Raw genomic sequence first — 23,163 nt, 5'->3', positions numbered from 1 at the left:
TAACGGGCTTTTCTTATTTCTTATTTTTAAGTTTTCTACCTTTCTTTCGGTTTCTCTTTTGAGCTTCCAATTGTTTTTGTCGACCTTTAGACACGGAAGGAGTTTTAGAATTTTTAGCAGATTTTTTATGAAAAGCTCCACTTTTTAAATCCAAACGTACTGTATTTTTAATTTTGATATTTCGAGTTTGAATTTTTTCATCTTCAAGCAATTGACTTGTGAAGATTACTTCGATAGGAACGGCTCCAATTTCGATAGGCTTTTTAATTAAAGCTTCGATTTTTTCCATCAATTCTTCTTCGCCTTTATTTACAAAGCTAATAGCAGTACCTTCTCGTTCGGCACGACCCGTACGACCAACACGGTGAACATACTCAACGTAGTTGCTAGGAATATCGAAGTTAATTACGTGACTGATGTTTTCAATATCAATACCACGGGCTGCAACATCCGATGCAATTAAAACTCTAGATCGACCTTCTTTGAAATCGTTTAGAGCATTAATCCTTGTGTTCTGAGCTTTGTTCGAGTGAATTACACTTAGGTCGCCACCTAAGAAATCTTCCAAGCGATCAACAATTCGATCTGCATTCTTTTTTGTCTCCGTAAAGATCATTACTTTATTAAAAGTCTCTTTATCTTTCAAAAGCTCTTTTAATAAGGCAATTTTACTTAGAATGTTTGGTGCCTGATATTGCAATTGATGAATGTTTTCTACAGTTGAAGCCTGTGGCGCTACTTCAATTCGCACCGGATTCAACAAGAAAGTTTCAGCCATTTGAGCTATAGTATCTGAGAATGTTGCTGAGAACAATAAGTTCTGATGAACTTCTGGCAAAATCTCAAAAATGGCATTTAGCTGAGGCATGAAGCCCAAGTCCATCATTTTATCCGCTTCATCAATAACCAAAGTTTTAATGAGTGTGAATTTCACAATTCGCGTCATGTAGATATCCATTAAACGACCAGGAGTCGCCACAATGATATCGATACCTTCATACAAATTTTCTTTTTGCGTATTGATGTTTACACCACCGTAAACACCTACAGCACGAAGATCCATGAAAGGAGTTAGTAGTTCAATGGTTTCTACCACCTGTAATACTAATTCGCGAGTTGGAACTACAATCAATGCTCTAGGATCATGTCCTTTTGCATAATTTAGTTTCATTAGAATCGGCATCAGATAGGCTAGGGTTTTTCCTGTTCCTGTCTGGGCAATTCCAATTACGTCTTTACCTGCACGAATAGGAGAAAATACATCAGTCTGTATCTCTGTTGGTTTTTCGAATCCCGCTTCGTCAAGCGCCATTCGTATTTGTTTGCTTAATTTGATGTCGTCAAATGAAATCATTACTATGGTATTTGAAAATTTGTGCAAAAATAGGCAAATAAACCGACATTAAGGTCTTTTTGTTAATGTGGATCGCAATTAGTCTTAAAAAATCAATTCTAATTTAACCCCAAAGCACTTGCACTTCAGCTTTAAGCGACGAAATTGCAATTTCGATTGCTGGTTTTTGTTGTTGCATATGCGATTCAATTACAGCTTTGCTCAACACAATAGATGGATCTTCCTTTGCAATTTGAGCAGCTTCTGTATTAATTAATTGAACAATGCTGTTTTTTGCATTTTTAATTTTTACCCATGATTCATCGGTGACATAAAGCTGTTGAGCCAAATTGTGCTCAAATTCGGTACGGATAGCAATGATCAGCTTCTGTTGAAATTGTAAGTTATTGAGTCCGTTCGTGTTTTCTCTAATAATTAAAGACTCTGGATGAATGCGCTCAAGAAAAAGAAGCAAACGTTCACAAGCTTGTAAACGAATTGGAGTTATTTGCTTGTTATTCTTCAGTAAAATCTGATGTTGTATTTTTCGTTCCTCTTGCTTTAAAAAAGCCTTTATTAAAAGATAGGCTGTTGCAAAAACAACCAGCGATGGAATGATATACTTGAAAATTTCAATTAGGTCCTTCATTTTTATAATTTTCTTTTCGATTTTTATTTTTTATCAGTTCTCCGAATGTTTAAAAACAGTATATTTGTTCAGTGAAATAATTGTTCTAAGATAGCTTAATCACACAAACTATTTTGTTTACAAAGGGGGAATAATGATCACAAAAGTATTAACCAATTTACGAAATCCCTAAATTAATTTAGAATGTTGAAAGTTTCGGATCGAATTGCAGCTATGGAGATATCTCCAACACTTGCAATGTCACAGAAAAGTAGAGAAATGAAAGCTCAAGGGATTGATGTTATCAATCTGAGTGTTGGTGAACCGGATTTTAATACCCCTAACCACATTAAAGAAGCGGCGAAGAAGGCAATAGATGATAACTATTCGCACTATTCTCCAGTTCCTGGGTATGTAGAATTACGTCAAGCAGTTGTTCGTAAGCTAAAACGCGAAAACGACCTTGACTTTACGGTAGATCAAATTGTGGTTTCTAATGGAGCCAAACAGTCTATTGCTAATGCGATGATGAGTGTGGTTAACAAAGGTGATGAAGTAATCATTCCAACACCATTTTGGGTTAGTTACAGCGAAATTGTAAAGTTAGCAGAAGGTATTAATGTATTTGTTCCTGCAAGTATTGAGCAGGATTTTAAAATTTCACCAGAACAATTAGAAGCTGCTATTACACCAAAAACTAAAGCATTTTTGTTTAGTTCTCCAAGTAATCCAACGGGTAGCTTGTATTCTAAAGAAGAACTAAGAGCTTTAGCTGATGTTTTTGTAAAGTATCCAGATATTGTAATCATGTCTGATGAAATTTATGAACACATCAATTATGTTGGAGCGCACGAAAGCATTGCTCAATTTGAGGAATTGAAAGATCGTGTTGTTGTCATAAATGGTGTTTCGAAAGGATATGCCATGACCGGTTGGAGAATTGGTTACATCGCAGCTCCTTTATGGATTGCTAAGGCTTGTGGTAAACTGCAAGGTCAAATGACATCTGGAGCATCATCAGTTGCGCAGATTGCTTCTGTAGCTGCTTTAGATGGTGATCAATCAACTACGATTGCTATGCGTAATGCATTTCAAAAACGTAAAGATTTGGCATTGGCTCAACTAAGAGAAATTCCAGGATTTGAAGTGAGAGAACCAAATGGAGCATTTTATCTGTTTCCTAAGGTAAGTCAGATTTTCGGTAAGTCGAATGGAAGTGTTAGCATTAATTCTGCTACAGATCTTAGTTTGTATTTGTTAGAGCAAGCAAATGTAGCAACTGTTACAGGAGAGGCTTTTGGAGCACCTGAGTGCTTGCGTTTGTCTTATGCTACTAGCGAAGAACAAATGGCTGAAGCTATTCGTAGAATTAAAACTGCGGTTGAGAAGTTAAGCTAATCAACACAAATCATATTTTAGAAGGCTATCTCATTTTTATGAGATAGCCTTTTTTGTTAAAAGCTGTTAAGGTGGAAAAGGGAGATACGTGATGAGACGTAGATAAGTGTCTTAGTATTGAAAGGAAGTTTTGAATAAGCCTACTTAAATAAAGACACTTATGAAAAATATAATCTTACTATTCACATTGCTGGTTTTTGTTTTTAATGCCAGTTTACTACATGCACAATACAGCTATGAAAAGCCCGTTCAACGCGAAACGGTGAATCTTGATCGTAAAGATAAGTTTGAGTTGGGTTTTCATTATGGTCCGGCATGGACAACTGGAGATTCAAAATACTTTGCCAAATCGGGTAATTCCTTTAGTTTGGATTTAGGAGTCCATTCAAATAATTTTTATTTCGGATCAGAATTTACGCTCACTTCTTGGCGAGATTTTAAAGATTCAAATGAGGCCAGTGAAATGAATTTTGACGATGTTAATTTTCTATGGTTAATGCATGCAAAAATATTTATGGGAGATGGAAAGGTGAAACCGTATTTTGGATTGGGAACCGATTTAATTACAATTGTTTTGGGTATACTGGAACCGGATGATGAGGATTGTTGTTACGATTCTTATTGTGATCATTACGATGATGATCGAAATTACAATGCCTGGATTGTTCCTTCTGTAGGAATACGTTGGGATATGGGGCCCGATGTAAGCGGAAATATTGGCTTAAGTGCGAACCTTTCCGATAATTACGATTTTATTCGCTTGCAGGTTGGTATTGTATTTTAAGCACAAAAAAACTCCCCCATATGGAGGAGTTTCTATATATCAAGTAGATCAGTTCTATTTGTACAATTCTTTTAAGCGAGTTGCCATTCCTTCAGCCAGTGCAGCACATTGATCGAAATCTTCGCTGTTTGGAGCACAAAGTGCTTCAGGTGTAGCTTCAATGGTTTCCCACTTAATTGCTTCAGCAAATTTGTTTAGTGTGCGAACACCACCGCCACCCCAGGCTTTCGATCCGAAAAGAGCCAATACGTGGTTTTTAACTGCCATGTTTTGTAACTCATGAACAAGAGTTTCCATAGCTGGGAAAAGACCTCCATTATAAGCACATGATCCTAAAATAACACCACGGAAACGGAAAATATCGTTAATGATATAAGAAGGATGTGTTTTTGAAGCATCGTGAATTCTGATCTTTTTGATGCCACGCTTAACCAATTGGCGAGCAATATTGTCAGCCATCTTTTCTGTATTTCCATACATCGAAGAGAAAACAATTACAACACCTTCGTCAGTTTCATACTTACTCCACTTGTCATATTTTGCAATAATTTCAGCAATATGTGTTCTCCAGATAGGACCGTGAGTTGCACAAATCATTTTAATATCCAGACCACCTAATTTCTTAAGCGCTTGCTGTGTTGGGCTACCATATTTTCCTACAATATTTGAGTAGTAACGGCTGATTTCTTCTTCAAGATATTCTAGATCTAACTCATCATCGAAAATACTACCATCTAAAGTACCAAAAGCACCAAAAGCATCACCCGAGAACAAAATTCCTTTTGTTGATTCGAATGTTACCATAGTTTCTGGCCAGTGCAACATTGGAACCATTGCAAAGTTCAGCTTGTGCTCACCTAAATCGATAGAGTCACCTTCTTTAACCTCTAATAAGTTTTGAGAGATGCCATAAAAACCTTTCAACATTGGGAATGTTTTCTTGTTCCCAACAATTTGCATGTTTGGATAGCGCTCTGTTAATGATCGAATAGATCCTGAATGATCAGGTTCCATATGATTCACAATTAAATAGTCAGCCTGACGTCCGTCTAATACCGCTTCGATATTATCAAGATATTCATCCATAGCTCCTTTTTCAACGGTATCAACAATTGCTATTTTTTCGTCAACAATTACATATGAATTGTATGCGACTCCCTTTGGAATAGGCCAGTAATTTTCGAAAAGATGAGTTCTTCTATCGTTACATCCGACCCAATAAATTTTATCGCTAATGTTGTTCTTATTGTGCATTTTTAATGTTTTTGTCAATTTTGTGTATTCAGACTTTTCAGACCCATTTTCACAACTACTCTAGGGTAGAAGTAGAGTTAAAAGTCTTACGTGCTCAGATTTATAACAAGAAACTAGAACACTTTGTTTACAGCCCACAAAATTAAGAATATTTTTATTTTCGAAATGCTTCTACAACATCTTCTTTTAAAATTCTTACCTATTGTTGCAAAAGCCTGATGAGTTGTTGCTTATTTATGATTTTTATCTCTCTTCTGTTGGTTTCAATTAAACCTTCTTGTTCCATTTCTTTTAAACTACGGGCAAAAGATGGGCGTGTTACGCCAAAGAATTGGGCCATTTCCGACTGGGACTTAGGCATTGTAATTTCACTTTTATCTGGAGCAGCTAATTTTAGAATGTAATTGGCTAATTTTCCTTTTATGGTTTTAAAGTTTAAAAACATCAATTTATTGGCCAAAAACTGACTTCTATTCGATATTGAATTAAGGTAATTGGTAAGAAAAACTTTATTTTCCATGAAAAGATCAATTACTGATGCTTTTGCAAGAGAGAAAATTTCGACTTCGTCGTTTGCAGTAACATTAACTGGAAATTGATTCCGTTGCCCAAATAAAAACGCTGAAGCAATAGGATAGGGTGCCATAATGTCTTCAATCTTAATGCTTTTACCTGATGGATCTAGCATTTCCCCCTTAACACTACCTTTTAAAACGATCATTAAGTTTTCGCAGCGATCTTCACGAAAAGCAATCATGTCTCCTTTGGTATATTTTTTAATTTGAAATTGAGCATTACTCAAGAGTTCTTCCAAATCCTCAGGAGAAATTCCTCTAAATACAGGCGATTGCGAAAGTTGTTGATATAGCATTTTGTAGTATTCCGTTTAAAAAGCATTGCAAGATTACGAGTTTCCTTGAATTTTGCAAGGAATAAAAGAGGTATTTGTCTTAATAACGAATACCTCCTAAACTTTCTTACACCATTTTTAATAAGTTTCTTTTAAAACTAATAACAGAAATTGTAGTTAATAGAGCTCCTATTCCTAATAAAACTAACATTTTTGGATAGATTTCGGAGATTGGAAGTTGCCTCCAGAAAATATCGAAGAAACCATCCATGGCCCAATAGTTTACTGATATAACGGCAATTTTTTGCATAATAGCAGGCATAAAGAACATTGGCATCATACTTCCACCTAAGGCAGATATAACCAGAATGATGAGTGTTGATAGGCTTTCAACCTGCTTGCGACTTTTACAAACAGAAGCCATAAAAATTCCAAAGCTACTACAGGCTATTGCCGATGATAAAATCATAAGAATCAAAGCTGGTAAGTTGATGAAAATATCTAAGCCAAGAGCTAACCACGAATACAGAAACATAACCGTAAGCTGTAGAATAGCAAGGAATAGTGTTGAAAGCATTTTACCATACAATATACTCTGAGGAGAGATAGGTGCAACAAGTAAACGACGTAAAGTTCCTTCTTCTTTCTCCTTCAATAGAGATGCTCCGCTAGCAGATACACTAAAAAGTAACATCATTATAGCCATACCTGCAATGGCTTGAACCAAGCCTAGGTTCCCATTTTTTTCTTCTCCAATTAATGCTGTCATCGGTAAATTAGAATTTTCTTCTAATTCAGTAGAGTCATCAGAAGCTTCAAACTCTCCGAATTGACTTGCCACTTGTTCTTGGATATCTATAATTTCAGAATCGGAAAGCTTAGGGTTTTTCTCTTTAATGAAAGAATTGACTTTACCTTTCATACTTCTCTTCATGGTAATACCAAACAGATTGGACCATAAAGCCTGTTGAAGCAATCCAACTTCAATTTCCTTGGCTTCATCATAGAAAAGTTCCATAGGGGCTTTGTTTCCTGCTTCAACCGAATCTTGAAATCCTTTGTAAAGAACTAATACGGCACTGTTTTTACCTTTTTTCACAAGCATTTCAGCTTCAGGTAAAGTTTTAGCGATTAAATTTAATCCATCTTCTTTATTAAGAGTGGTGTAAACTTCTTTTGAAATCTCAGTATTATCCTGATCGGTAAAAAGAAGAGTGATTGGTTTAGATTCTTTAGAACCTCCGATTCCGCCATACATTAAAGCAAAAATTGTCATTAGTGCTATAGGCAATAGTAGTGAGAGGAAGACTGCTGTTTTATCCTTGAAGTATTGTTGTATATCTTTTAATGCTAAATTGAACATGATATTGTAGGATTAAAAACGGGTTGGAAAAATGATATAAAACTTACAATTGGAATGGATTAATCTCGTAAAGATTTTCCAGTTAGTTCCAGAAAAATACTTTCTAGACTAAGACTTCTAACATCCAGTTTTTCCAGTTGTAAATTCGCGTTGGTACACAATTGAATTAATTCAGGTAAATCAGTATTGGTTTTTGATGTTGAAAGTATCATTTGATTATCCTGAATAGAAAGTTGACCATTAAAATGATTGTTCATACTAACCAAATCTGTTTTTTGTGGATTGGTGAACTTTACTTGAATTTCTTCTTTAACAGATGAGGCTTTTTTTAGTTCGTCAAGACTACCTTCGGTTATGATTCTACCTTCATCAATGATTCCTATTCGATCGCATAAGCGTTCTGCTTCTTCCATATAATGAGTGGTGTAAATCATGGTAAGACCGCGAGAATGCAATTCTTCTATAACCTCAAAGATTAAGTTTCTACTTTGTGGATCAATACCTACCGTTGGCTCATCCATGAAAACAATTTTGGGATCGTGAAGAAGTGCAGCGGCAATGTTAATTCTTCTCTTCATTCCGCCCGAATAGGTTTTTATTTTGTGATTTTTCCGATCAGCCAAGCCCAGGAATTCAAGCAATTCATCCGTTTTGCTTTGCAATTGCTTGCCTTTGATTCCATATAAAGTGCCCCAAAATTTTAAATTCTCGATAGCTGTAAGATCTTCGTAAAGAGCAATTTCTTGAGGAACTACACCAATTATTTTTTTGCACTCAGAAGTATTCTTATACAAGGATTTATCTTGATAAAGAACTTCTCCACCATCAGGTTTGAGGAGGGAACTTAAAATACTTATTGTAGTTGTTTTTCCTGCACCATTTGGGCCTAATAGGCCATATAATTCCCCTTCTTTTATGGAGAGAGAAACATTTGAAAGCGCCTTTACATCATTGTAAGACTTACTTAGATTTTTTGCAACGAGCATAGTAATAGGATTGATGATTATTTATCAAGCCTAAATTTACATAACTTATATCGAATTTTTATGAGTTTGATTTAGATATTACCTTAGAAGTGCAACATTGCCTTTTTTAACAACATGCTTACCATCTAAAAATGTTACTTCTAATACATAAACGTAAACGTCAATATCTTGAAGTTGACCTTTGAAAAAACCATCCCAGCCTGTATTAATATTGCTTGTTTCGAATAATTTATGTCCTAAGCGATTATAAATAACAAGGCTTGCTTCCTTTACATCACCACCTCTAATAAATAGTTTGTCGTTGTGACCATCACCATTTGGGGTAAATGCCTTAGGCAAACCTACAAATGGATAGTTTTCAATAAATCCTATATCAATTGTATCGCTAGAGGTGCAGTTTTGATCAGTAGTTACTTCAACCCAGAACCGACCTTCAGTGCTAAGTGTTATTTTTTGAGTAATTTCTCCCGTACTCCATTTGTAAAAGCAATTCGGAGTTCCTGCGTCTAATTGAATTTTTTGGTTTGGATAACTTACTAAATCTTGTCCCAAGTTAATCTCGGGCGTTGATAGCATCGTGATTTCGATACAGTCTGACTCAACATTGCCGTTTGCATCGATAATTTCTAAGCAGTAATGGCCTTTATTTTTTAAATAGACTTCGGCCGTATTTTTATTTAAGCCAAGCCATTTGTATTCCAAAGGCAAACTTGGATTTCCTTCCAACTGAGGACTAACATAAACGGAATCTCCAGAGCAGATGATTTGATCATCGCCAAGGAAAACACCAAACTTTTCACCTTTTCGATGATCGATGTATAAGGTATCTTTGTTTGAGCAAGCATATTGATCGGAAACTTCAACCATGAAAACACCGCCACTTTTAGCCGTGATGGTTTGGCTTGTTTCTCCTGTATTCCAAATAAAGTCTGAACCTTCGTTTCCAGCATCTAACAAGATTGAATCTTGATCCCAAAGAACGCGGTCAGAACCTAAATCGATAATTGGATTTGGGTGATAGTCTACTTCTGTTTCTCCTGTTTTTTGAAATCCATCGGGATCGGTAATCTTCACCCAATATTCTCCAGCTTCATCTATGTTTATCACACTATCAGTAGATCCATTACTCCACTCAAACTGATACTCTTGATTGATGTTTAGATTGGGTTCTAAATTTAATTTCTCATTCCCACACATGTGAATAAGCTCTGGCAAATGGATATTGAAAAGATCCGATTCCATTTTTGCATAGAAACTCTTGGAATTTGCACATCCATGAGATGATTCCACACGAATTGAATAGCTGCCCGATTCTGTGATTTTTATTTCTGAATCTGTAGAACCATTAGACCATAAATAAGAGCTTGCTTCATCCGTAAGTGTGAACAACGGATTATTATCATCTATTATTATTCGATCTTCAATCTTAATCGAGGGCTTTTCATGAACAACAATATCGATATCGGCTTTAATTTCTTGATTGTCGGTTAAGTCTGTAACGGAAACATGGTAGTTGCCATTTTTGCTTACGGTAATGTCTTTTGTAACTTCTCCCGTACTCCACAAATAAGAATAATCCGAGGGCAAATCTATTTCGGGCGATAAGACAATACTATCACCTTCACAAATATTTTTGTTTTCACCCAGATCGATGGTAAAGCTTTTTACCACTTCCATTCCAGCAAAAATGGTATCGCTATTGCAACCAAAGGCATCTGTTTCAATTAATTTAAAGTAGTTGTTAGTTGCATTCTTCGGCCATTTAATTTTCACATCGAGCTCTTGTTTTTTATCCTTTATTGTACTTTTATGCTCGATTAAACTGGCTCCATCCGGAACCCAAATTTCGTAGGAAGAATTTTTACTTATTTGAGCAGAATAGTTTTGAGTAGAGTTGGTTTTAGCTTTTGGGAAATAGTCATTGATTTCAGGCTTTGCTAAAGGCATTACCTGTATGGTAGCCGATTTGGAATCTTCTGGAATAACAATAGGAGTGAAATCTGCTAGCCATGCTTTTTTTAGTTCTATATGGTAGTTTTTAATTTGATCGGAAGTGTTTCTGAAAAACAGAGACATGTAGAAGTTCATAAAGTGAATTCCGATATTGCCATTTAAAATTATTGCAGGACTATTGTTAACAGAAAAGCTTACATACCACTTTTTATCTTTCGGACCTTCCAATAACAATTGAACTTCTTGCATTGGTAAGATTTCTCCATTATTCGCAGAGCAATACATGATTTGATAGTCGGAGTCAATACGAACTGTATCTTGCTGTGAATAGCTTGAAAATGCAACACTTAGAAGCACGAAGAACAAACTTAATTGCTTCCTGATAAATTCGAAAATGTTCTTTTTTCTGCTCATGAGCTCTTTTTTGTGGTGTTATTCGGAGTAAAAGAATCATTTTTATCAAAATTCAACGTACTCTTAAAACTCCGAAAATGGGCATTTAGTCAGGGGTTAAGGTGTATTGATCATCAAAATACATCTATTAGTCCGATATTTTACGTGAATTAATCCTCTTTTGTTTTGATTCAGGGCAAGTATTTTTTAGATGTGTAACATCGGTTACAGTTTTTTTCTCTTGCTAGATCTACATTTGTATCAAGAAATCATTAAAAATCTTTTTCGATATGGAGAATCAATATTTTAAAAATACCGATAGTTTACTTGATATTTGCACACGTTTCCCTGAAACAATTAAGATTTTTGTCTCAAACGGATTCAAGCAGTTGGAAGATCCTAAGAAAAGAGAACTTTTCGGTAAGTCTTTGACTCTCGATATGGCTTTAAAGATGAAAAAATTAAATGTCGACGCATTTGCATCTTTATTAGTTGAAGGTATTGACTTGACAAGAAACCAAATTGATGCAGATTTAAATCAGAAAGAAACGAGTACTGATGAGGATGCTGTTCATGTTCAGGGGTTGTTGCCATGTCCTGTTCGTGTGCCACTGGTTGAAGGAATTGATGCTTTTATTGAAGATTACAAGAAAGCTAACGATAGAGAGATTGTTTATGATTTGAAGGCAGCTTCAATGGGGCTAGATTGGTTGATGGGAGATGTTATTAACGAAGATAACCCAGATAAATTAGCTGATATCTTTATCTCTGCAGGTTTCGATTTGTTTTTTGACGAGAAGCTGATGGGTAAATTTAAGAAGCGTGATGTATTTGCTGATAGCACTGGATTTGAGCGTTTGAATAAAGATTTTGATAACGAAGATATATGTTTAAAAGATCCTGAAGGACACTATTCAATGATTGGTGTTGTGCCAGCTGTATTTCTTGTAAATAAGGATGAATTAGGAGATAGAGAAGTACCTCGTACTTGGGCAGATTTATTCAAGCCTGAATTTAAAAATAGTGTGAGCCTTCCAATTAGTGACTTTGATTTGTTCAACTCTATGTTGTTACATATCTATAAAGCTTATGGTGAAGAAGGTGTTAAAGGCTTAGGAGAATGTCTTTTGGAAAGTATGCACCCATCGCAAATGGTGAAATCACATACGAAGAAAAAGGATAGACCAGCCATTACTATTATGCCTTATTTCTTTACTAAAATGGTGAAAGAGGGTGGTAGTATGGTTGCGGTTTGGCCAGAAGATGGAGCTATTATTAGTCCTATTTTCATGCTAACAAAGAAAGATAAATTGGATAAAACTCAGGATGTTATTGATTTCTTTGCATCAAAAGGTGTTGGTGAAATTCTTTCACATCAAGGTTTATTCCCTAGTATAAATCCTGAAGTCGATAACAGACTTCCAGAAAAGAATAAGTTTATGTGGTTGGGTTGGGATTATATCAATAGTAACGATATTGGTTCGTTAATTACAAAATGTGAAGCTATCTTTAAGAAATCCATACAGGATGAATCGTTTGCAAATTTAGGACCTTTGAATTATACACCAAGCAACGATTAATAATCGTAAAATCAGTAAAAAAAATTGAATACTTAAACAGCACCAGATATGAATTTAGTTACAGTATCAGGACCTCCTTCATCAGGAAAAACAGCCGTTATTTTAAAGACTATTGACTCCGTTCAAAAGCGTGGTTTAAAGGTTGGAGTTGTCAAATTCGACTGTTTGTATACCGATGACGATATACTATACGAAAAAGCAGGAGTAAAAGTTAAGAAAGGACTTTCGGGTTCGCTTTGTCCGGATCATTATTTTGTAAGTAATATTGAGGAAGTAACACAGTGGGGATTGAAAGAGGGATTGGATTTGTTAATTACAGAATCGGCAGGTTTGTGTAACCGTTGTTCTCCATACATCAAAACTGTTACTGCTGTTTGTGTAATAGATAATTTAAGTGGTATTAATACGCCAAAGAAGATTGGACCCATGCTAAAAACGGCTGATATTGTTATCATCACAAAAGGCGATATCGTTTCTCAGGCTGAGCGTGAAGTGTTTGCTTCAAGAGTAAATACGGTGAATCCAGGAGCGACGATTATGCACGTAAATGGTTTAACGGGGCAGGGAGCTTATGAGTTAAGTACTCTTTTATATGATGATAAAGTTGAAGTGAAAACACTTGTTGGTGAGAAGTTGAGATTTTCAATGCCATCGGCTCTTTGCTCATATTGTTTGGGTGAAACCCGAATTGGTGAATCTTACCAAATGGGTAATGTTCGAAAGATTGACATGAGTGATAAGAAGGACGAAAAGTAGACTAGTAAAAGCTAAAAACAAACACGACATGATCACAGTTCAAGATATACAACAAAAAACAATCGCCGAATTATTCGAGCAATATCCTTTTCTTCCTGGTTTTTTTGAGGAGAATACCTTACAGGTTAATGGTCAGATTGATGAGAAATTAATCGATTATCTGAAGTTTTTAGATGATGAGGAAGAAGCCGAGAACAGAGCCATTGATAAAGACCAGTTGATGGCATCGATGACCACTTACATTACTCAGATGTTGGAGTTCTTAGGAGAAGATGAGGATGATGGTGTTCATTCAATCACATTATTACCTGGAACGAATAAATCTGGTGAGGTTGAAAAATTTGAAGAGTTAAAGATAAATAAGAGTGAGATTGTATGTATTGTAGGTCCTACTGGTTCCGGAAAAAGTCGTTTATTGGCAGATATTGAATGGGTAGCACAAAAAGATACACCAACTTCTCGTTCTGTACTTGTTAATGGGGAAGTAGGTGATTCTAAGTGGCGATTAAATTCAGGTAATAAACTTGTTGCTCAGCTATCGCAAAATATGAACTTTGTAATGGACTTAACGGTTTATGAGTTTATTGAACTACATGCACAGTCTCGTTTGGTTGAAGATGTTGAAGGTGTCATAAATAAGATTTTTGCACAAGCCAATGATTTGGCAGGAGAGAAGTTCGAATTAACAACGCCTATTACGAGTTTGAGTGGTGGTCAATCGCGAGCTTTAATGATTGCAGATACCGCAATTTTAAGTAAGTCGCCAATTATTTTAATTGATGAGATTGAGAATGCCGGTATTGATAGAAAACGTGCTTTGGATTTATTAGTCGGCGAAGAAAAGATTGTTCTGATGGCAACTCACGATCCTATTCTTGCTCTTATGGGTGATAAGCGTATCGTAATTAAAAATGGCGGTATTCATAAAGTGATTGAAACTAGTGATGAGGAGCAAAATTTATTGAGTGATCTTGAAAGAATGGATGCCGTGGTTCAAAATATGAGAACAAGATTACGTCAAGGAGAAATTATTCAGAAAGAAGATATTGGCTTTTAATTATAAATGATGAATTATTAATTAAAAATATCATGGCATTTGCTTCTTATTTAAGAAACAGATGATAGTATAAGAGTTCTCCCTTTTTGAGGGGAGATGGCGATAGTCAGAGGGGTGTTTTTATTAGAAAATAATACAAATTATAAAATCAGGTTTTGAAATGGGATAAGTTCTAAGATTTCCAATTTAAAATCTAATTAAAAGGAGGATAAAATTATGCACGACGGATGCGCAGGAAGTTTCGAGAATGGACAACAAGTAGTTGATAAGGTAAGAATGATGGGATTTGCTCAGCAATTAATGCCAATGCCATTAGATATCGAATGTCATGGTTGCAAGGAAACTTTTACTATGGAAGAATTCGAAGGACATTGCCCAAAATGTGATATGGTTCACGGTGTAACACCATGCCATGCCTTTGACCCTAACAATATTATGGCTGCAGGTGTGGGCTATTAATGAATTGATTTTGGATTAATTCCAGAGCTTTTAAAAAATCCCAATAGAATATTCTAATTCTATTGGGATTTTTTGTGCCTATTTATTAGTAAATTGATTCCAATTTATAAACAGGATATACAATGAATTTAAATTTAGTTGATCAATTAACCCTTCTTGCATTAGATGATGAAAAGGGAAATTTTGTTGCCGATTCTTTTTCATTTGCATATGGCTTAGCAGGAGCTATTATTTTGGAGCTTTCTTTGCAAAATAAGATTGAGATTAGGGAGAAGAAGATAGAAGTGAATTCGCATAAAACTTGTGGAGATTTATTGCTTGATCATTTCATGGATCAGATTCGAAACTCGAAGAAAAAGAGAGATATACAGTCGTGGGTTCAGATAATTGGAGATAAGCTTTCTTTTGTTCAAGAAGAGACTGTTAAAAAGCTGATTGGCGATGGTATTCTGCGCAAAAAAGAAGAAAAGATTCTTTGGGTCTTTTCAAATGACAAGTATCCAACCATAAATGCAAAGCCCGAAAACGAACTAAGAAAACGTCTAAATGATATTCTTTTAAATGATCGTAAGTTGGACTTGAAGGAAAGTATGTTGATTAGCTTAATTGATATGTGTTCTTTGAATAAGGAAGTTTTTGGCAAAGAGGGAGCCAAGGAATACGAAAAGAAAATCAAAGCAATTATTGAAAATGCAAAACTAAGTTCGGAGGTAGGGAAAGCAGTACAAGAAATTCATGATGCTTTAATGATGGTAATTGTTATGATGTTAACAACTACGACAATTATTAATAATTAAGATTTTAAATTATCCTCTTCTGGTACGTTTCCTTAATTTGGCAATTTTATCGGCATAGAAAATCTTCAATTCATCAATGAAAGTGTTAGGATTTGGATAGCCTGTAAGCACTTTGTAGGTGTGTTTGCTCTTGGCTGCAAACAGTAAGGCTTCCAATTTTTCCTTTTCTCTTTTTAGGTAGAGGTCTGATGTTGATGTTTTTGATGTTGTAGTAGTTTCTTGCGTTTGGTTCATTGCATTACCGCTGGTAATGTGTCTGTGAAGCAATTTCAATTCAAGTAAATTCCCAGCTTGGTAAGTGTTGATCAATTTGCTAGTAACTTCCGTTGCCAAATCAATTTTTTCTTCATCCATAGAGAATTTGTCAGGATGAACATGCAACATCGCTTCTCGATACAAACGTTTAATTTCTTTTTGATTTTCAGGGTTTTGAGTGGAATCTTGTTTGTTGCAAGCAAGTTTTATTCCAACAGGTTCCTTGTAATTTTTGCCCCTGCGTTTTTGCTCCAGTCTTTTTTCTTTTTTAAGCTGTTTCCTCTTTTTGTAAAGGATTCTTAGTTCTTGAACTTCAATTAATTCTTCGGCCAATTTAGAGCGAAGCAAAGCTTCAAATGCATTCGTTTCCTGCTCAATTAATTCTAGTTCCTTCTGCAAAGATTCAATTTCTGCTTTTAGAACAAACTGATTTTGTTGATTGGTATCTATGTTCGCTTGTTTTTTCTCTAGCATGAATTCTGACTTCGATGATTAGGCTTGTGCAGCTAATCGATATTCATTAGGAGTGGTTTGCAAGTGTTTTTTAAAGCTGGTTGCAAAATACTGACTCGACGAAAAACCGCAGGAAAAACTAATGTCGGCAATGCTTTTGTCAGGCTTCGAAATTAGAATCTGTTTGGCCATTTCCAGACGAATACGATTCAAATATTGCATGGGTGTTTGATTCGTAATTTGCTTAAAAATATAGGTGAATCTTGTAATGCCCAGGCCGCTGGCCTTTGCCATTTCTTCAGTTGTCCACGGATCTTGCAAGGTTTCGGAAAGTTCGCTAATGAACAATTCGACACTTCGATGGCTGTCGGTTAAGTGCGGATTTAGTTTTACACCACCCTGATCGAATAAATCCAATATCAGAAGAAACAACTCGTTTACACGAAAGCGTAGTTTTGAAGAATTGCTTCCCTCAACATCTGAATCGATCAATTCTCCTAATTTCTGAAAGCAGTCTCTTATTCGTTTGTTGCCTTTCCAATAGGCTTGTTCGTTTTGTCTTAAAAATAGAGTTAAACGTTCCAAATCTGTATCCGATAAGATAATCCAATCGGGCCAAATCCAATCCATATGTGGTTTTCTTACCCCAACATCCAATATCAACCAGTACATTTTCCCTATGCCTACTTCAGGGTTGCCAACCTTATGCGATTGCCAGGGACGAGTAATGGTCATGTCATTAGCTTGTAAGTGAAGTTCAGAATCCTTTAAAAGATAAGGCATGTTACCACTTTCCAGAAAGTGGATTTCGATTCCTTCGTTTCGGTGCCAATCCAATCCCCAATCTTGCTCCGAAGCACCATCCCAGTAACCCACAGAATTCAATCCTGTTGTTTCGTCGGTTAATCGTTTGCCTGGATAAGTAAATCGCGAAAGCGCATTGTATTTTATTTTACCACGATCACCAGCACCAACCAAGCTCTGACATGTATCGGCATAGTATATTTTGTCTTCTTCTTTGAATGGCTGAATGATCATTTGTTTAAATATTTTCAGTGAGTGATTTTAAACCGCTAATTCGAACAAAGTTAATAATTTTGAGAAACTCTCATTTAGATTTAAGCTTATTATCATTCAGTAGTTTATCACGCTGAATTGGACTTGTCTAATTCCTTGCAGATAAATGAAATAAATGAAGGTGAATGAATTCGAACAAGAATTTAAGAAGACATATTTACAAAATTAACTCAATAATTTACGATGAAAACATTTTTCACATTCCTATTTGTAAGCCTGTTTACGGTATCATTTGCTCAGAAAGCGCCAACGAATGATTTTGAAATTTCTAAAAAATGGCAGAATCTGCTTGACAAGAACTTAACAAATTTTGAGGTTTTTATTGGTGTTCCTCACACTTCCGTTGATATTGATTACGATCACAAGAGTGCGAACGTGCATAAGGGAACACCAATGGGATTAAATAATGATCCTAAAAAGGTGATGTCGACGATTGAAGAAAATGGTGAGATTATTTTAAAGGTGACTGGTGAGATTTATGCAGGATTAACCTCTTTACAGGAGTTCGAGAACTATCATTTAAAGGCTCAGTTTAAGTGGGGAGAGAAAAAATGGGAACCAAGATTAAACGCAAAAAGAGATAATGGGATTTTATACCATTGTCATGGAAAGCATGGTGCCTTTTGGAATGTTTGGATGTCGAGTTTGGAATGCCAGATTCAAGAAGATGACATGGGAGACTTTGTTTCATTAGTACATGCAAGAGCACAGGTGCGTTCATCTAAAATTGGTAAAAACCTTTATAAGGTAACAGGTGAAGATGATGCATTACTTAATTATGGTGGGAAGGGAAATCCTGGTTATTGCCACATCAATAAGTCAAACGAGAAGCCAAATGGAGAGTGGAATACCATCGAGGTAATCTGTTATAAAAATCAAAGTTTACACATCGTAAATGGTAAGGTAGTTATGGTCGTATTGAATACCAGAAAAGAGATTGATGGCAAGGAACTTCCGCTTACAAAAGGAAAAATTCAGTTGCAATGCGAAGGTGCAGAAGCTTACTATAAGGATGTTCAGATTAAATCGATAAAAAGGTTCCCTAAAAATTTCAAGAAAGAAGCAGGATTATAAACCGCACTCGAATTATTTGACTCCATTATGAATAGGAAATTAAGGATGGGCATGGTTGGCGGTGGACAAGGAGCCTTTATTGGTGGTGTTCATCGAATGGCTGCAGCTCTCGATAATGAAATAGATTTAGTTTGTGGAGCTTTTAGTAGCTCTCCCGAAAAATCATTTGCATCAGGAAAGAAATTGTATTTGCCCGAAAATCGGATTTATGGCAGTTTTGAGGAGATGATCCGCAAAGAAAAAGAATTGAGCAAGGAGATAAGAATGGATTTTGTATCCATTGTAACTCCCAATCACATGCATTTTGCGCCTGCAAAAATGGCTTTGGAGAATGGTTTTCATGTAATTTGCGATAAGCCAGTTTGTTTTTCTTTGGAAGAGGCTGAGGAATTGGCCAGGATTGTTGAGCAAACAGGTTTAATTTTCGCTTTGACTCATAACTACACTGCTTACCCGATGGTAAAGCAAGCCCGAGAGATGGTGAAAACGAATTTGCTTGGGAAAATCCGTAAAGTAGTTGTTGAATATCCACAAGGATGGTTGGCAACACCATTGGAATTAACTGGGCAGAAACAGGCTGCATGGAGATCCGATCCTACTCGTTCGGGAATTGGAGGATCGTTGGGAGACATTGGAACACATGCTGCTAATTTGGCTGAATACATTAGCTCGCAAGAGATCTCGGAGATTTGTGCAGACATTAATATTTTTGTGGAAGGAAGATTACTCGATGACGATGCCAATGTTTTACTCCGCTTTAACAAAGGAGCGAAGGGGATATTGCATTGCAGCCAGATTAGTGTAGGAGAAGAAAATGGTTTGAGCATTAGAATTTATGGTGAGAAAGGTGGTTTGGAATGGCATCAGCAAGAACCAAATAGTTTGCGCTACAGACAGCTTGATAAGCCGCTACAAGTACTACGAACAGGAGTAGGTGATTTGTTTGAAATAACGCAGGCACATACCCGAATTCCTGCCGGACATCCTGAAGGATATCTAGAAGCATTTGCGAACATTTATCGGAATTTTGCATTTCGAATAAAGGCAGATTCTTCGGAACGACTTGTTCTTGCTGAGACTCATGATTTTCCTACAATTGAAGATGGTGTTCGCGGAATGCGATTCATTACCCGTGCAGTAGAATCGGGAAATAGTGAGCAGAAATGGATCAAACTAGCAGATTAAATATTCTAAACCCAAAGAAACAATGAAAGGACCCGCAATATTTTTGGCTCAATTTATGGATGACAATCCACCCTTTGATACTTTTAAATCGGCTTGTGAACAAATGGCTGCATATGGGTATAAAGGAGTACAAATTCCAACTTGGGACAACAGATGTGTTGATCTGGAGAAATTAGCCAACAGCAAAACCTATGCTGAAGAATTGAAAGGAATTGCCAATGAAGCAGGTGTTGAAATCACCGAATTGTCTACTCATTTGCAAGGGCAATTGATCGCTACGCATCCAGCCTACGATCAAATGTACGATGGTTTTGCACCTCCCGAAGTTCATAACAACTCAAAAGCGAGAAGCGAATGGGCAATTAAGCAGCTAATGCTTTCGGCAAAGGCAAGTGCTAATTTGGGAATTACAGAGCATGTTTCTTTTTCAGGATCATTGCTTTGGCCTTATATGTATCCATGGCCGCAGCGCCCGGCCGGATTGGTAGAGGCGGGTTTTAAGGAGTTAGCTGATAGATGGGTTCCCATTTTGAATGAGTTCGATAAATACAATGTTGATGTTTGTTTTGAGCTTCATCCCGGTGAAGATTTGCATGATGGACACACTTTCGAGCGTTTCTTGGAAGTAACTAACAATCACAAGCGTGCAAACATTTTGTACGATCCGAGTCATTTTATTTTGCAGCAAATGAATTACCTCGATTTTATCGATTTCTATCATGAGCGCATTAAAATGTTTCATGTGAAAGATGCTGAGTTTAACCCAAGCGGAAAAGGTGGGGTTTATGGTGGTTATTTATCTTGGGAAGAACGAGCGGGACGCTTTAGATCTTTGGGTGATGGTCAGATCGATTTTTCAGCCATTTTTAGCAAATTAACACAGTACGACTTTGAAGGTTGGGCTGTTGTAGAATGGGAATGTTGCATGAAAAATGCTGTAGATGGAGCAAAAGAAGGTGTCGATTTTGTAAACAAACACATGATAAGAAAGCCGGAAAGAGCATTCGATGATTTTGCAAATGCGGGAACCGATGAAAAGATGAATCGTGAAATATTAGGGATTTAAACGAAGTCGTTTATTCAAACGAATATTTCTTATTTTTATAAAATTATTTAGCCCACCAGCCAAATAGTATTAATTAAAGCGAATGAAAGTAATGTTTAAAAAAATTCGATTTACCCTATTAATTGCCTGTTGTTTTATGACTAATTTATCTGGTTTTGCACAGAATAATCCTACGAATGAAGTGCCCAATTTAAAAGGCAAAAATGTACTAATTGTATATGGCGGTTGGAAAGGACATAATCCGCAGGCTTTTGTCGAAAGAATTACTCCTTGGCTAAAGGAAGAGGGAGCTATTATCACCACAAGTGAATCATTGGATTCTTATACTGATGAAAAGTTAATGGCAGAAACCGACTTGGTGATCCAATCGTGGACCATGGGCAAAATTTCGAAAGAACAAGCCAATGGTTTACTTACTGCCGTAAAAAATGGAACAGGTTTAGCCGGTTGCCATGGAGGTATTGGCGATTCTTTTCGCGATAATTCGGAGTATTTGTATATGGTTGGCGGACAATGGGCCGCGCATCCTGGTGGCAAAATTAACTACGATGTAAACATTTGCGATACAAAAGATCCAATTACCGAAGGTTTAAGCGATTTTGATGTGATGAACACAGAACAATACTACATGTTGGTAGATCCTAATGTAAAGGTATTGGCAACTACAACATTTAGTGGAGAGCACAATGCTTGGATAGAAGGTGCTGTGATACCTGTTGTTTGGAAAAAGTATTATGGAAAAGGCCGAGTGTACAATTTGTCGATAGGTCATGAGCCTAAGGATTTTGACAATCCGTCGGTATGGACGCTATTGAAAAGAGGATTTGCTTGGGCTGCTGAAAGTAAATATCAGGCTAAGGAGAATTTGATGTCGCCAGTTTACGATTCCAAACAATGCCCAAAATAAGTTGATCAGGAAAATAATAGTTACTTCTTAGAATTAGAAAATGTTGAAAAGAATATACCTCGCATTAGTGTTGTTGGCAATTGCGATAACAACAAATGCACAAAATTTACAAGATTCCCGATGGGAACTGGTAGAAACCAGTGGAGATGTAGTTGGACGTCATGAGAATGCTTTTGTCGAATTTCAAGATAAATTTTATTTGATTGGAGGCCGTGGAATAAAGCCAGTAAATGTCTTTGATCCGAAAACGAATACGTGGGAAACCAAAGGCAAAACACCATTGGAGCTGCATCATTTTCAGGCAATTGTTCATGAAGATGCCATTTATCTGGTAGGGGCAATGACTGGACCTTATCCAAAGGAGTTACCCGCAGAAAATATTTGGATTTATTATCCTGATAAAGACAAGTGGACGAAAGGACCTGAAGTACCTATGGAAATGCGAAGAGGAGGAGCAGGTGCTGCTATTCGTGACAATAAAATTTACATGGTATGTGGAATCGAATATGGTCACACTAGTGGTGTATCCAATCGATTTGATTGTTTTAATTTGAAGACCAACAATTGGGAGAGCCTGACAAAAGCGCCTCATGTTCGAGATCATTTCTCGGCTATTGTGGTGAACGATAAGCTGTATTGCATAGGAGGAAGAAATACCAGTGTGCATTACAAAGACAATTTTGGTGCATTTTTCTCGGCAACAATTCCTTTTGTTGATGAATATGATTTTAAATTAGGAAAATGGTTCACACATAAAAGTACACTTCCTGTACCAACAGCAGCAGGTGGAATTGCAGCCATTGGCAATAATATTGTTTACATGGGTGGTGAAGGAATGAGTCGAAAGGCTTACGCCGAAACTCAATGTCTTGATTTAGAAACCAGAGAGTGGAAGCTTCTGGCTCCATTAAAAATTGGGAGACATGGAAGCAATGCGATTTTTTACAATAACAAAATCTATTTTGCTGCAGGTAGCCCCAATCAAGGTGGTGGTAATATGAATTCCATAGAGGTTTTTACTGTGAAACCATGATATGAATAATGACCGATTTGATATTTCGGTAGAATATATAATTCAAATGAAATCCCAATGAATCAAATTGTTCCATTGGGATTTTTTTATTCAGATACCTCATCCTATCCTTCTCCTGAAGAAGAAGAGAACGCATCTCCAAAATCAGAGCAAATCAAGTGCAATAAGATGTGTAAAAGAGATGATTTTAAGAGTTAGCACCCTTTCACCTGTCGGTACTTTGTTCACTTTTACTTTTTTTTCCAAGTGTGTTCACGAGCTCTGCTTCGCTACGGTACCCTTTCAAGGGAGAGATTGAATATGAAAGTATGTGCAAAAGTTAAAGTCGTGAATTCTCCCATTTTAAAGGGAGATGTTCGAAGAACAGAGGGGTGCATGTTTACAAATAAACTCTTCATGATATCTCTTGTGTTTTTAACAATACTCTTGATAAAGTGTTAGCTAGCTTGAAAATCAAGAAATAAAAATGAGCAAGCCTTGCTATATTTTGACGAATAAATTCCAAACCGTTTCACAAAATCG

General features: G+C 36.3%; 22 protein-coding genes. 13 read left to right on the top strand and 9 right to left on the bottom strand.

Annotated features, from left to right (window positions below):
* Positions 1 to 13: 13 nt before the first annotated feature.
* Together L3049_RS04950 and L3049_RS04945 are read right to left on the bottom strand one after the other, a co-directional pair.
* Positions 14 to 1,354 carry a DEAD/DEAH box helicase gene (locus L3049_RS04950; protein WP_275108689.1) on the bottom strand — a complete coding sequence of 447 codons (1,341 nt, stop codon included), beginning with the start codon at positions 1,352 to 1,354 and terminating at the stop codon, positions 14 to 16.
* A 103-nt stretch (positions 1,355 to 1,457) separates the two neighbouring features.
* Positions 1,458 to 1,982, bottom strand: a complete 525-nt coding sequence (locus L3049_RS04945) for a DUF7935 family protein (protein WP_275108688.1) — start codon at positions 1,980 to 1,982, stop codon at positions 1,458 to 1,460.
* 183 nt (positions 1,983 to 2,165) lie between these two features.
* Between L3049_RS04945 and L3049_RS04940 the strand changes: the two genes are divergently transcribed.
* Positions 2,166 to 3,359, top strand: a complete 1,194-nt coding sequence (locus tag L3049_RS04940; protein ID WP_275108687.1) for a pyridoxal phosphate-dependent aminotransferase — start codon at positions 2,166 to 2,168, stop codon at positions 3,357 to 3,359.
* Between the two features lie 160 nt (positions 3,360 to 3,519).
* Positions 3,520 to 4,143, top strand: coding sequence for a hypothetical protein (locus L3049_RS04935; RefSeq protein WP_275108686.1), 624 nt, complete (start codon positions 3,520 to 3,522; stop codon positions 4,141 to 4,143).
* Between the two features lie 54 nt (positions 4,144 to 4,197).
* Here L3049_RS04935 and L3049_RS04930 read toward each other — a convergent pair whose 3' ends face one another.
* From L3049_RS04930 to L3049_RS04910, 5 genes are all read right to left on the bottom strand, one after another.
* On the bottom strand, positions 4,198 to 5,397 hold the full coding sequence (locus tag L3049_RS04930; protein ID WP_275108685.1) for an FprA family A-type flavoprotein: 1,200 nt from the start codon (positions 5,395 to 5,397) through the stop codon (positions 4,198 to 4,200).
* 199 nt (positions 5,398 to 5,596) lie between these two features.
* Positions 5,597 to 6,268 (bottom strand): Crp/Fnr family transcriptional regulator, encoded by a 672-nt coding sequence (locus L3049_RS04925; protein ID WP_275108684.1) that lies wholly within the window; start codon positions 6,266 to 6,268, stop codon positions 5,597 to 5,599.
* 106 nt (positions 6,269 to 6,374) lie between these two features.
* Positions 6,375 to 7,610, bottom strand: a complete 1,236-nt coding sequence (locus L3049_RS04920) for an ABC transporter permease (RefSeq protein ID WP_275108683.1) — start codon at positions 7,608 to 7,610, stop codon at positions 6,375 to 6,377.
* A gap of 59 nt (positions 7,611 to 7,669) precedes the next feature.
* Positions 7,670 to 8,596: an ABC transporter ATP-binding protein gene (locus L3049_RS04915; protein ID WP_275108682.1), complete on the bottom strand. Its 927-nt coding sequence runs from the start codon at positions 8,594 to 8,596 to the stop codon at positions 7,670 to 7,672.
* A 78-nt stretch (positions 8,597 to 8,674) separates the two neighbouring features.
* A complete protein-coding gene (locus L3049_RS04910; RefSeq protein WP_275108681.1) occupies positions 8,675 to 10,963 on the bottom strand; it encodes a T9SS type B sorting domain-containing protein in 2,289 nt (762 codons plus the stop codon).
* A 269-nt stretch (positions 10,964 to 11,232) separates the two neighbouring features.
* Here L3049_RS04910 and L3049_RS04905 point away from each other — a divergent pair, with 269 nt between their 5' ends.
* The 5 genes from L3049_RS04905 (at position 11,233) to L3049_RS04885 (ending at position 15,591) form a co-directional block, all read left to right on the top strand.
* A complete protein-coding gene (locus L3049_RS04905; protein WP_275108680.1) occupies positions 11,233 to 12,522 on the top strand; it encodes an ABC transporter substrate-binding protein in 1,290 nt (429 codons plus the stop codon).
* 48 nt (positions 12,523 to 12,570) lie between these two features.
* Positions 12,571 to 13,278 carry a GTP-binding protein gene (locus L3049_RS04900; protein ID WP_275108679.1) on the top strand — a complete coding sequence of 236 codons (708 nt, stop codon included), beginning with the start codon at positions 12,571 to 12,573 and terminating at the stop codon, positions 13,276 to 13,278.
* 28 nt (positions 13,279 to 13,306) lie between these two features.
* Entirely contained in the window at positions 13,307 to 14,335 is a 1,029-nt protein-coding gene (locus tag L3049_RS04895; RefSeq protein ID WP_275108678.1) for an ATP-binding cassette domain-containing protein, read from the top strand.
* Between the two features lie 216 nt (positions 14,336 to 14,551).
* Entirely contained in the window at positions 14,552 to 14,794 is a 243-nt protein-coding gene (locus L3049_RS04890; protein WP_275108677.1) for a hypothetical protein, read from the top strand.
* A 122-nt stretch (positions 14,795 to 14,916) separates the two neighbouring features.
* Complete coding sequence (locus L3049_RS04885) at positions 14,917 to 15,591, top strand: GOLPH3/VPS74 family protein (RefSeq protein WP_275108676.1); 675 nt, start codon at positions 14,917 to 14,919, stop codon at positions 15,589 to 15,591.
* A 9-nt stretch (positions 15,592 to 15,600) separates the two neighbouring features.
* On the opposite strand, the gene L3049_RS04880 is transcribed toward L3049_RS04885, so the two are convergent.
* Entirely contained in the window at positions 15,601 to 16,320 is a 720-nt protein-coding gene (locus L3049_RS04880; protein WP_275108675.1) for a J domain-containing protein, read from the bottom strand.
* Between the two features lie 18 nt (positions 16,321 to 16,338).
* Positions 16,339 to 17,337 carry a helix-turn-helix transcriptional regulator gene (locus tag L3049_RS04875; protein WP_275108674.1) on the bottom strand — a complete coding sequence of 333 codons (999 nt, stop codon included), beginning with the start codon at positions 17,335 to 17,337 and terminating at the stop codon, positions 16,339 to 16,341.
* A 222-nt stretch (positions 17,338 to 17,559) separates the two neighbouring features.
* Between L3049_RS04875 and L3049_RS04870 the strand changes: the two genes are divergently transcribed.
* The 6 genes from L3049_RS04870 to L3049_RS04845 all read left to right on the top strand — a co-directional run bounded on the left by L3049_RS04870 (position 17,560) and on the right by L3049_RS04845 (position 22,839).
* Positions 17,560 to 18,450 carry a 3-keto-disaccharide hydrolase gene (locus L3049_RS04870; protein WP_275108673.1) on the top strand — a complete coding sequence of 297 codons (891 nt, stop codon included), beginning with the start codon at positions 17,560 to 17,562 and terminating at the stop codon, positions 18,448 to 18,450.
* A gap of 27 nt (positions 18,451 to 18,477) precedes the next feature.
* A complete protein-coding gene (locus tag L3049_RS04865; protein WP_275108672.1) occupies positions 18,478 to 19,635 on the top strand; it encodes a Gfo/Idh/MocA family protein in 1,158 nt (385 codons plus the stop codon).
* A 22-nt stretch (positions 19,636 to 19,657) separates the two neighbouring features.
* Positions 19,658 to 20,701, top strand: a complete 1,044-nt coding sequence (locus L3049_RS04860; protein WP_275108671.1) for a sugar phosphate isomerase/epimerase family protein — start codon at positions 19,658 to 19,660, stop codon at positions 20,699 to 20,701.
* Between the two features lie 136 nt (positions 20,702 to 20,837).
* Entirely contained in the window at positions 20,838 to 21,608 is a 771-nt protein-coding gene (locus tag L3049_RS04855; protein WP_275108670.1) for a ThuA domain-containing protein, read from the top strand.
* A gap of 40 nt (positions 21,609 to 21,648) precedes the next feature.
* Entirely contained in the window at positions 21,649 to 22,641 is a 993-nt protein-coding gene (locus L3049_RS04850; protein WP_275108669.1) for a Kelch repeat-containing protein, read from the top strand.
* A gap of 57 nt (positions 22,642 to 22,698) precedes the next feature.
* The gene (locus L3049_RS04845) at positions 22,699 to 22,839 is read left to right on the top strand and encodes a hypothetical protein (RefSeq protein WP_275108668.1); all 141 of its coding nucleotides are present in this window, start codon (positions 22,699 to 22,701) and stop codon (positions 22,837 to 22,839) included.
* The last annotated feature ends 324 nt before the right edge of the window (positions 22,840 to 23,163 follow it).

The organism is Labilibaculum sp. DW002, from assembly GCF_029029525.1.
Classification (GTDB): Bacteria; Bacteroidota; Bacteroidia; order Bacteroidales; family Marinifilaceae; genus Paralabilibaculum; species Paralabilibaculum antarcticum.
This window is presented reverse-complemented; position numbering and strand designations above follow the sequence as displayed.

Coding starts and splice junctions, on each gene's coding strand:
- L3049_RS04945 (WP_275108688.1), bottom strand. CDS start 1,982: ATGAAGGACCTAATTGAAATTTTCAAGTATATCATTCCATCGCTGGTT.
- L3049_RS04950 (WP_275108689.1), bottom strand. CDS start 1,354: ATGATTTCATTTGACGACATCAAATTAAGCAAACAAATACGAATGGCG.
- L3049_RS04890 (WP_275108677.1), top strand. CDS start 14,552: ATGCACGACGGATGCGCAGGAAGTTTCGAGAATGGACAACAAGTAGTT.
- L3049_RS04940 (WP_275108687.1), top strand. CDS start 2,166: ATGTTGAAAGTTTCGGATCGAATTGCAGCTATGGAGATATCTCCAACA.
- L3049_RS04910 (WP_275108681.1), bottom strand. CDS start 10,963: ATGAGCAGAAAAAAGAACATTTTCGAATTTATCAGGAAGCAATTAAGT.
- L3049_RS04905 (WP_275108680.1), top strand. CDS start 11,233: ATGGAGAATCAATATTTTAAAAATACCGATAGTTTACTTGATATTTGC.
- L3049_RS04900 (WP_275108679.1), top strand. CDS start 12,571: ATGAATTTAGTTACAGTATCAGGACCTCCTTCATCAGGAAAAACAGCC.
- L3049_RS04930 (WP_275108685.1), bottom strand. CDS start 5,397: ATGCACAATAAGAACAACATTAGCGATAAAATTTATTGGGTCGGATGT.
- L3049_RS04860 (WP_275108671.1), top strand. CDS start 19,658: ATGAAAGGACCCGCAATATTTTTGGCTCAATTTATGGATGACAATCCA.
- L3049_RS04850 (WP_275108669.1), top strand. CDS start 21,649: ATGTTGAAAAGAATATACCTCGCATTAGTGTTGTTGGCAATTGCGATA.
- L3049_RS04895 (WP_275108678.1), top strand. CDS start 13,307: ATGATCACAGTTCAAGATATACAACAAAAAACAATCGCCGAATTATTC.
- L3049_RS04875 (WP_275108674.1), bottom strand. CDS start 17,337: ATGATCATTCAGCCATTCAAAGAAGAAGACAAAATATACTATGCCGAT.
- L3049_RS04865 (WP_275108672.1), top strand. CDS start 18,478: ATGAATAGGAAATTAAGGATGGGCATGGTTGGCGGTGGACAAGGAGCC.
- L3049_RS04885 (WP_275108676.1), top strand. CDS start 14,917: ATGAATTTAAATTTAGTTGATCAATTAACCCTTCTTGCATTAGATGAT.
- L3049_RS04855 (WP_275108670.1), top strand. CDS start 20,838: ATGACTAATTTATCTGGTTTTGCACAGAATAATCCTACGAATGAAGTG.
- L3049_RS04935 (WP_275108686.1), top strand. CDS start 3,520: ATGAAAAATATAATCTTACTATTCACATTGCTGGTTTTTGTTTTTAAT.
- L3049_RS04880 (WP_275108675.1), bottom strand. CDS start 16,320: ATGCTAGAGAAAAAACAAGCGAACATAGATACCAATCAACAAAATCAG.
- L3049_RS04915 (WP_275108682.1), bottom strand. CDS start 8,596: ATGCTCGTTGCAAAAAATCTAAGTAAGTCTTACAATGATGTAAAGGCG.
- L3049_RS04920 (WP_275108683.1), bottom strand. CDS start 7,610: ATGTTCAATTTAGCATTAAAAGATATACAACAATACTTCAAGGATAAA.
- L3049_RS04870 (WP_275108673.1), top strand. CDS start 17,560: ATGAAAACATTTTTCACATTCCTATTTGTAAGCCTGTTTACGGTATCA.
- L3049_RS04925 (WP_275108684.1), bottom strand. CDS start 6,268: ATGCTATATCAACAACTTTCGCAATCGCCTGTATTTAGAGGAATTTCT.
- L3049_RS04845 (WP_275108668.1), top strand. CDS start 22,699: ATGAATCAAATTGTTCCATTGGGATTTTTTTATTCAGATACCTCATCC.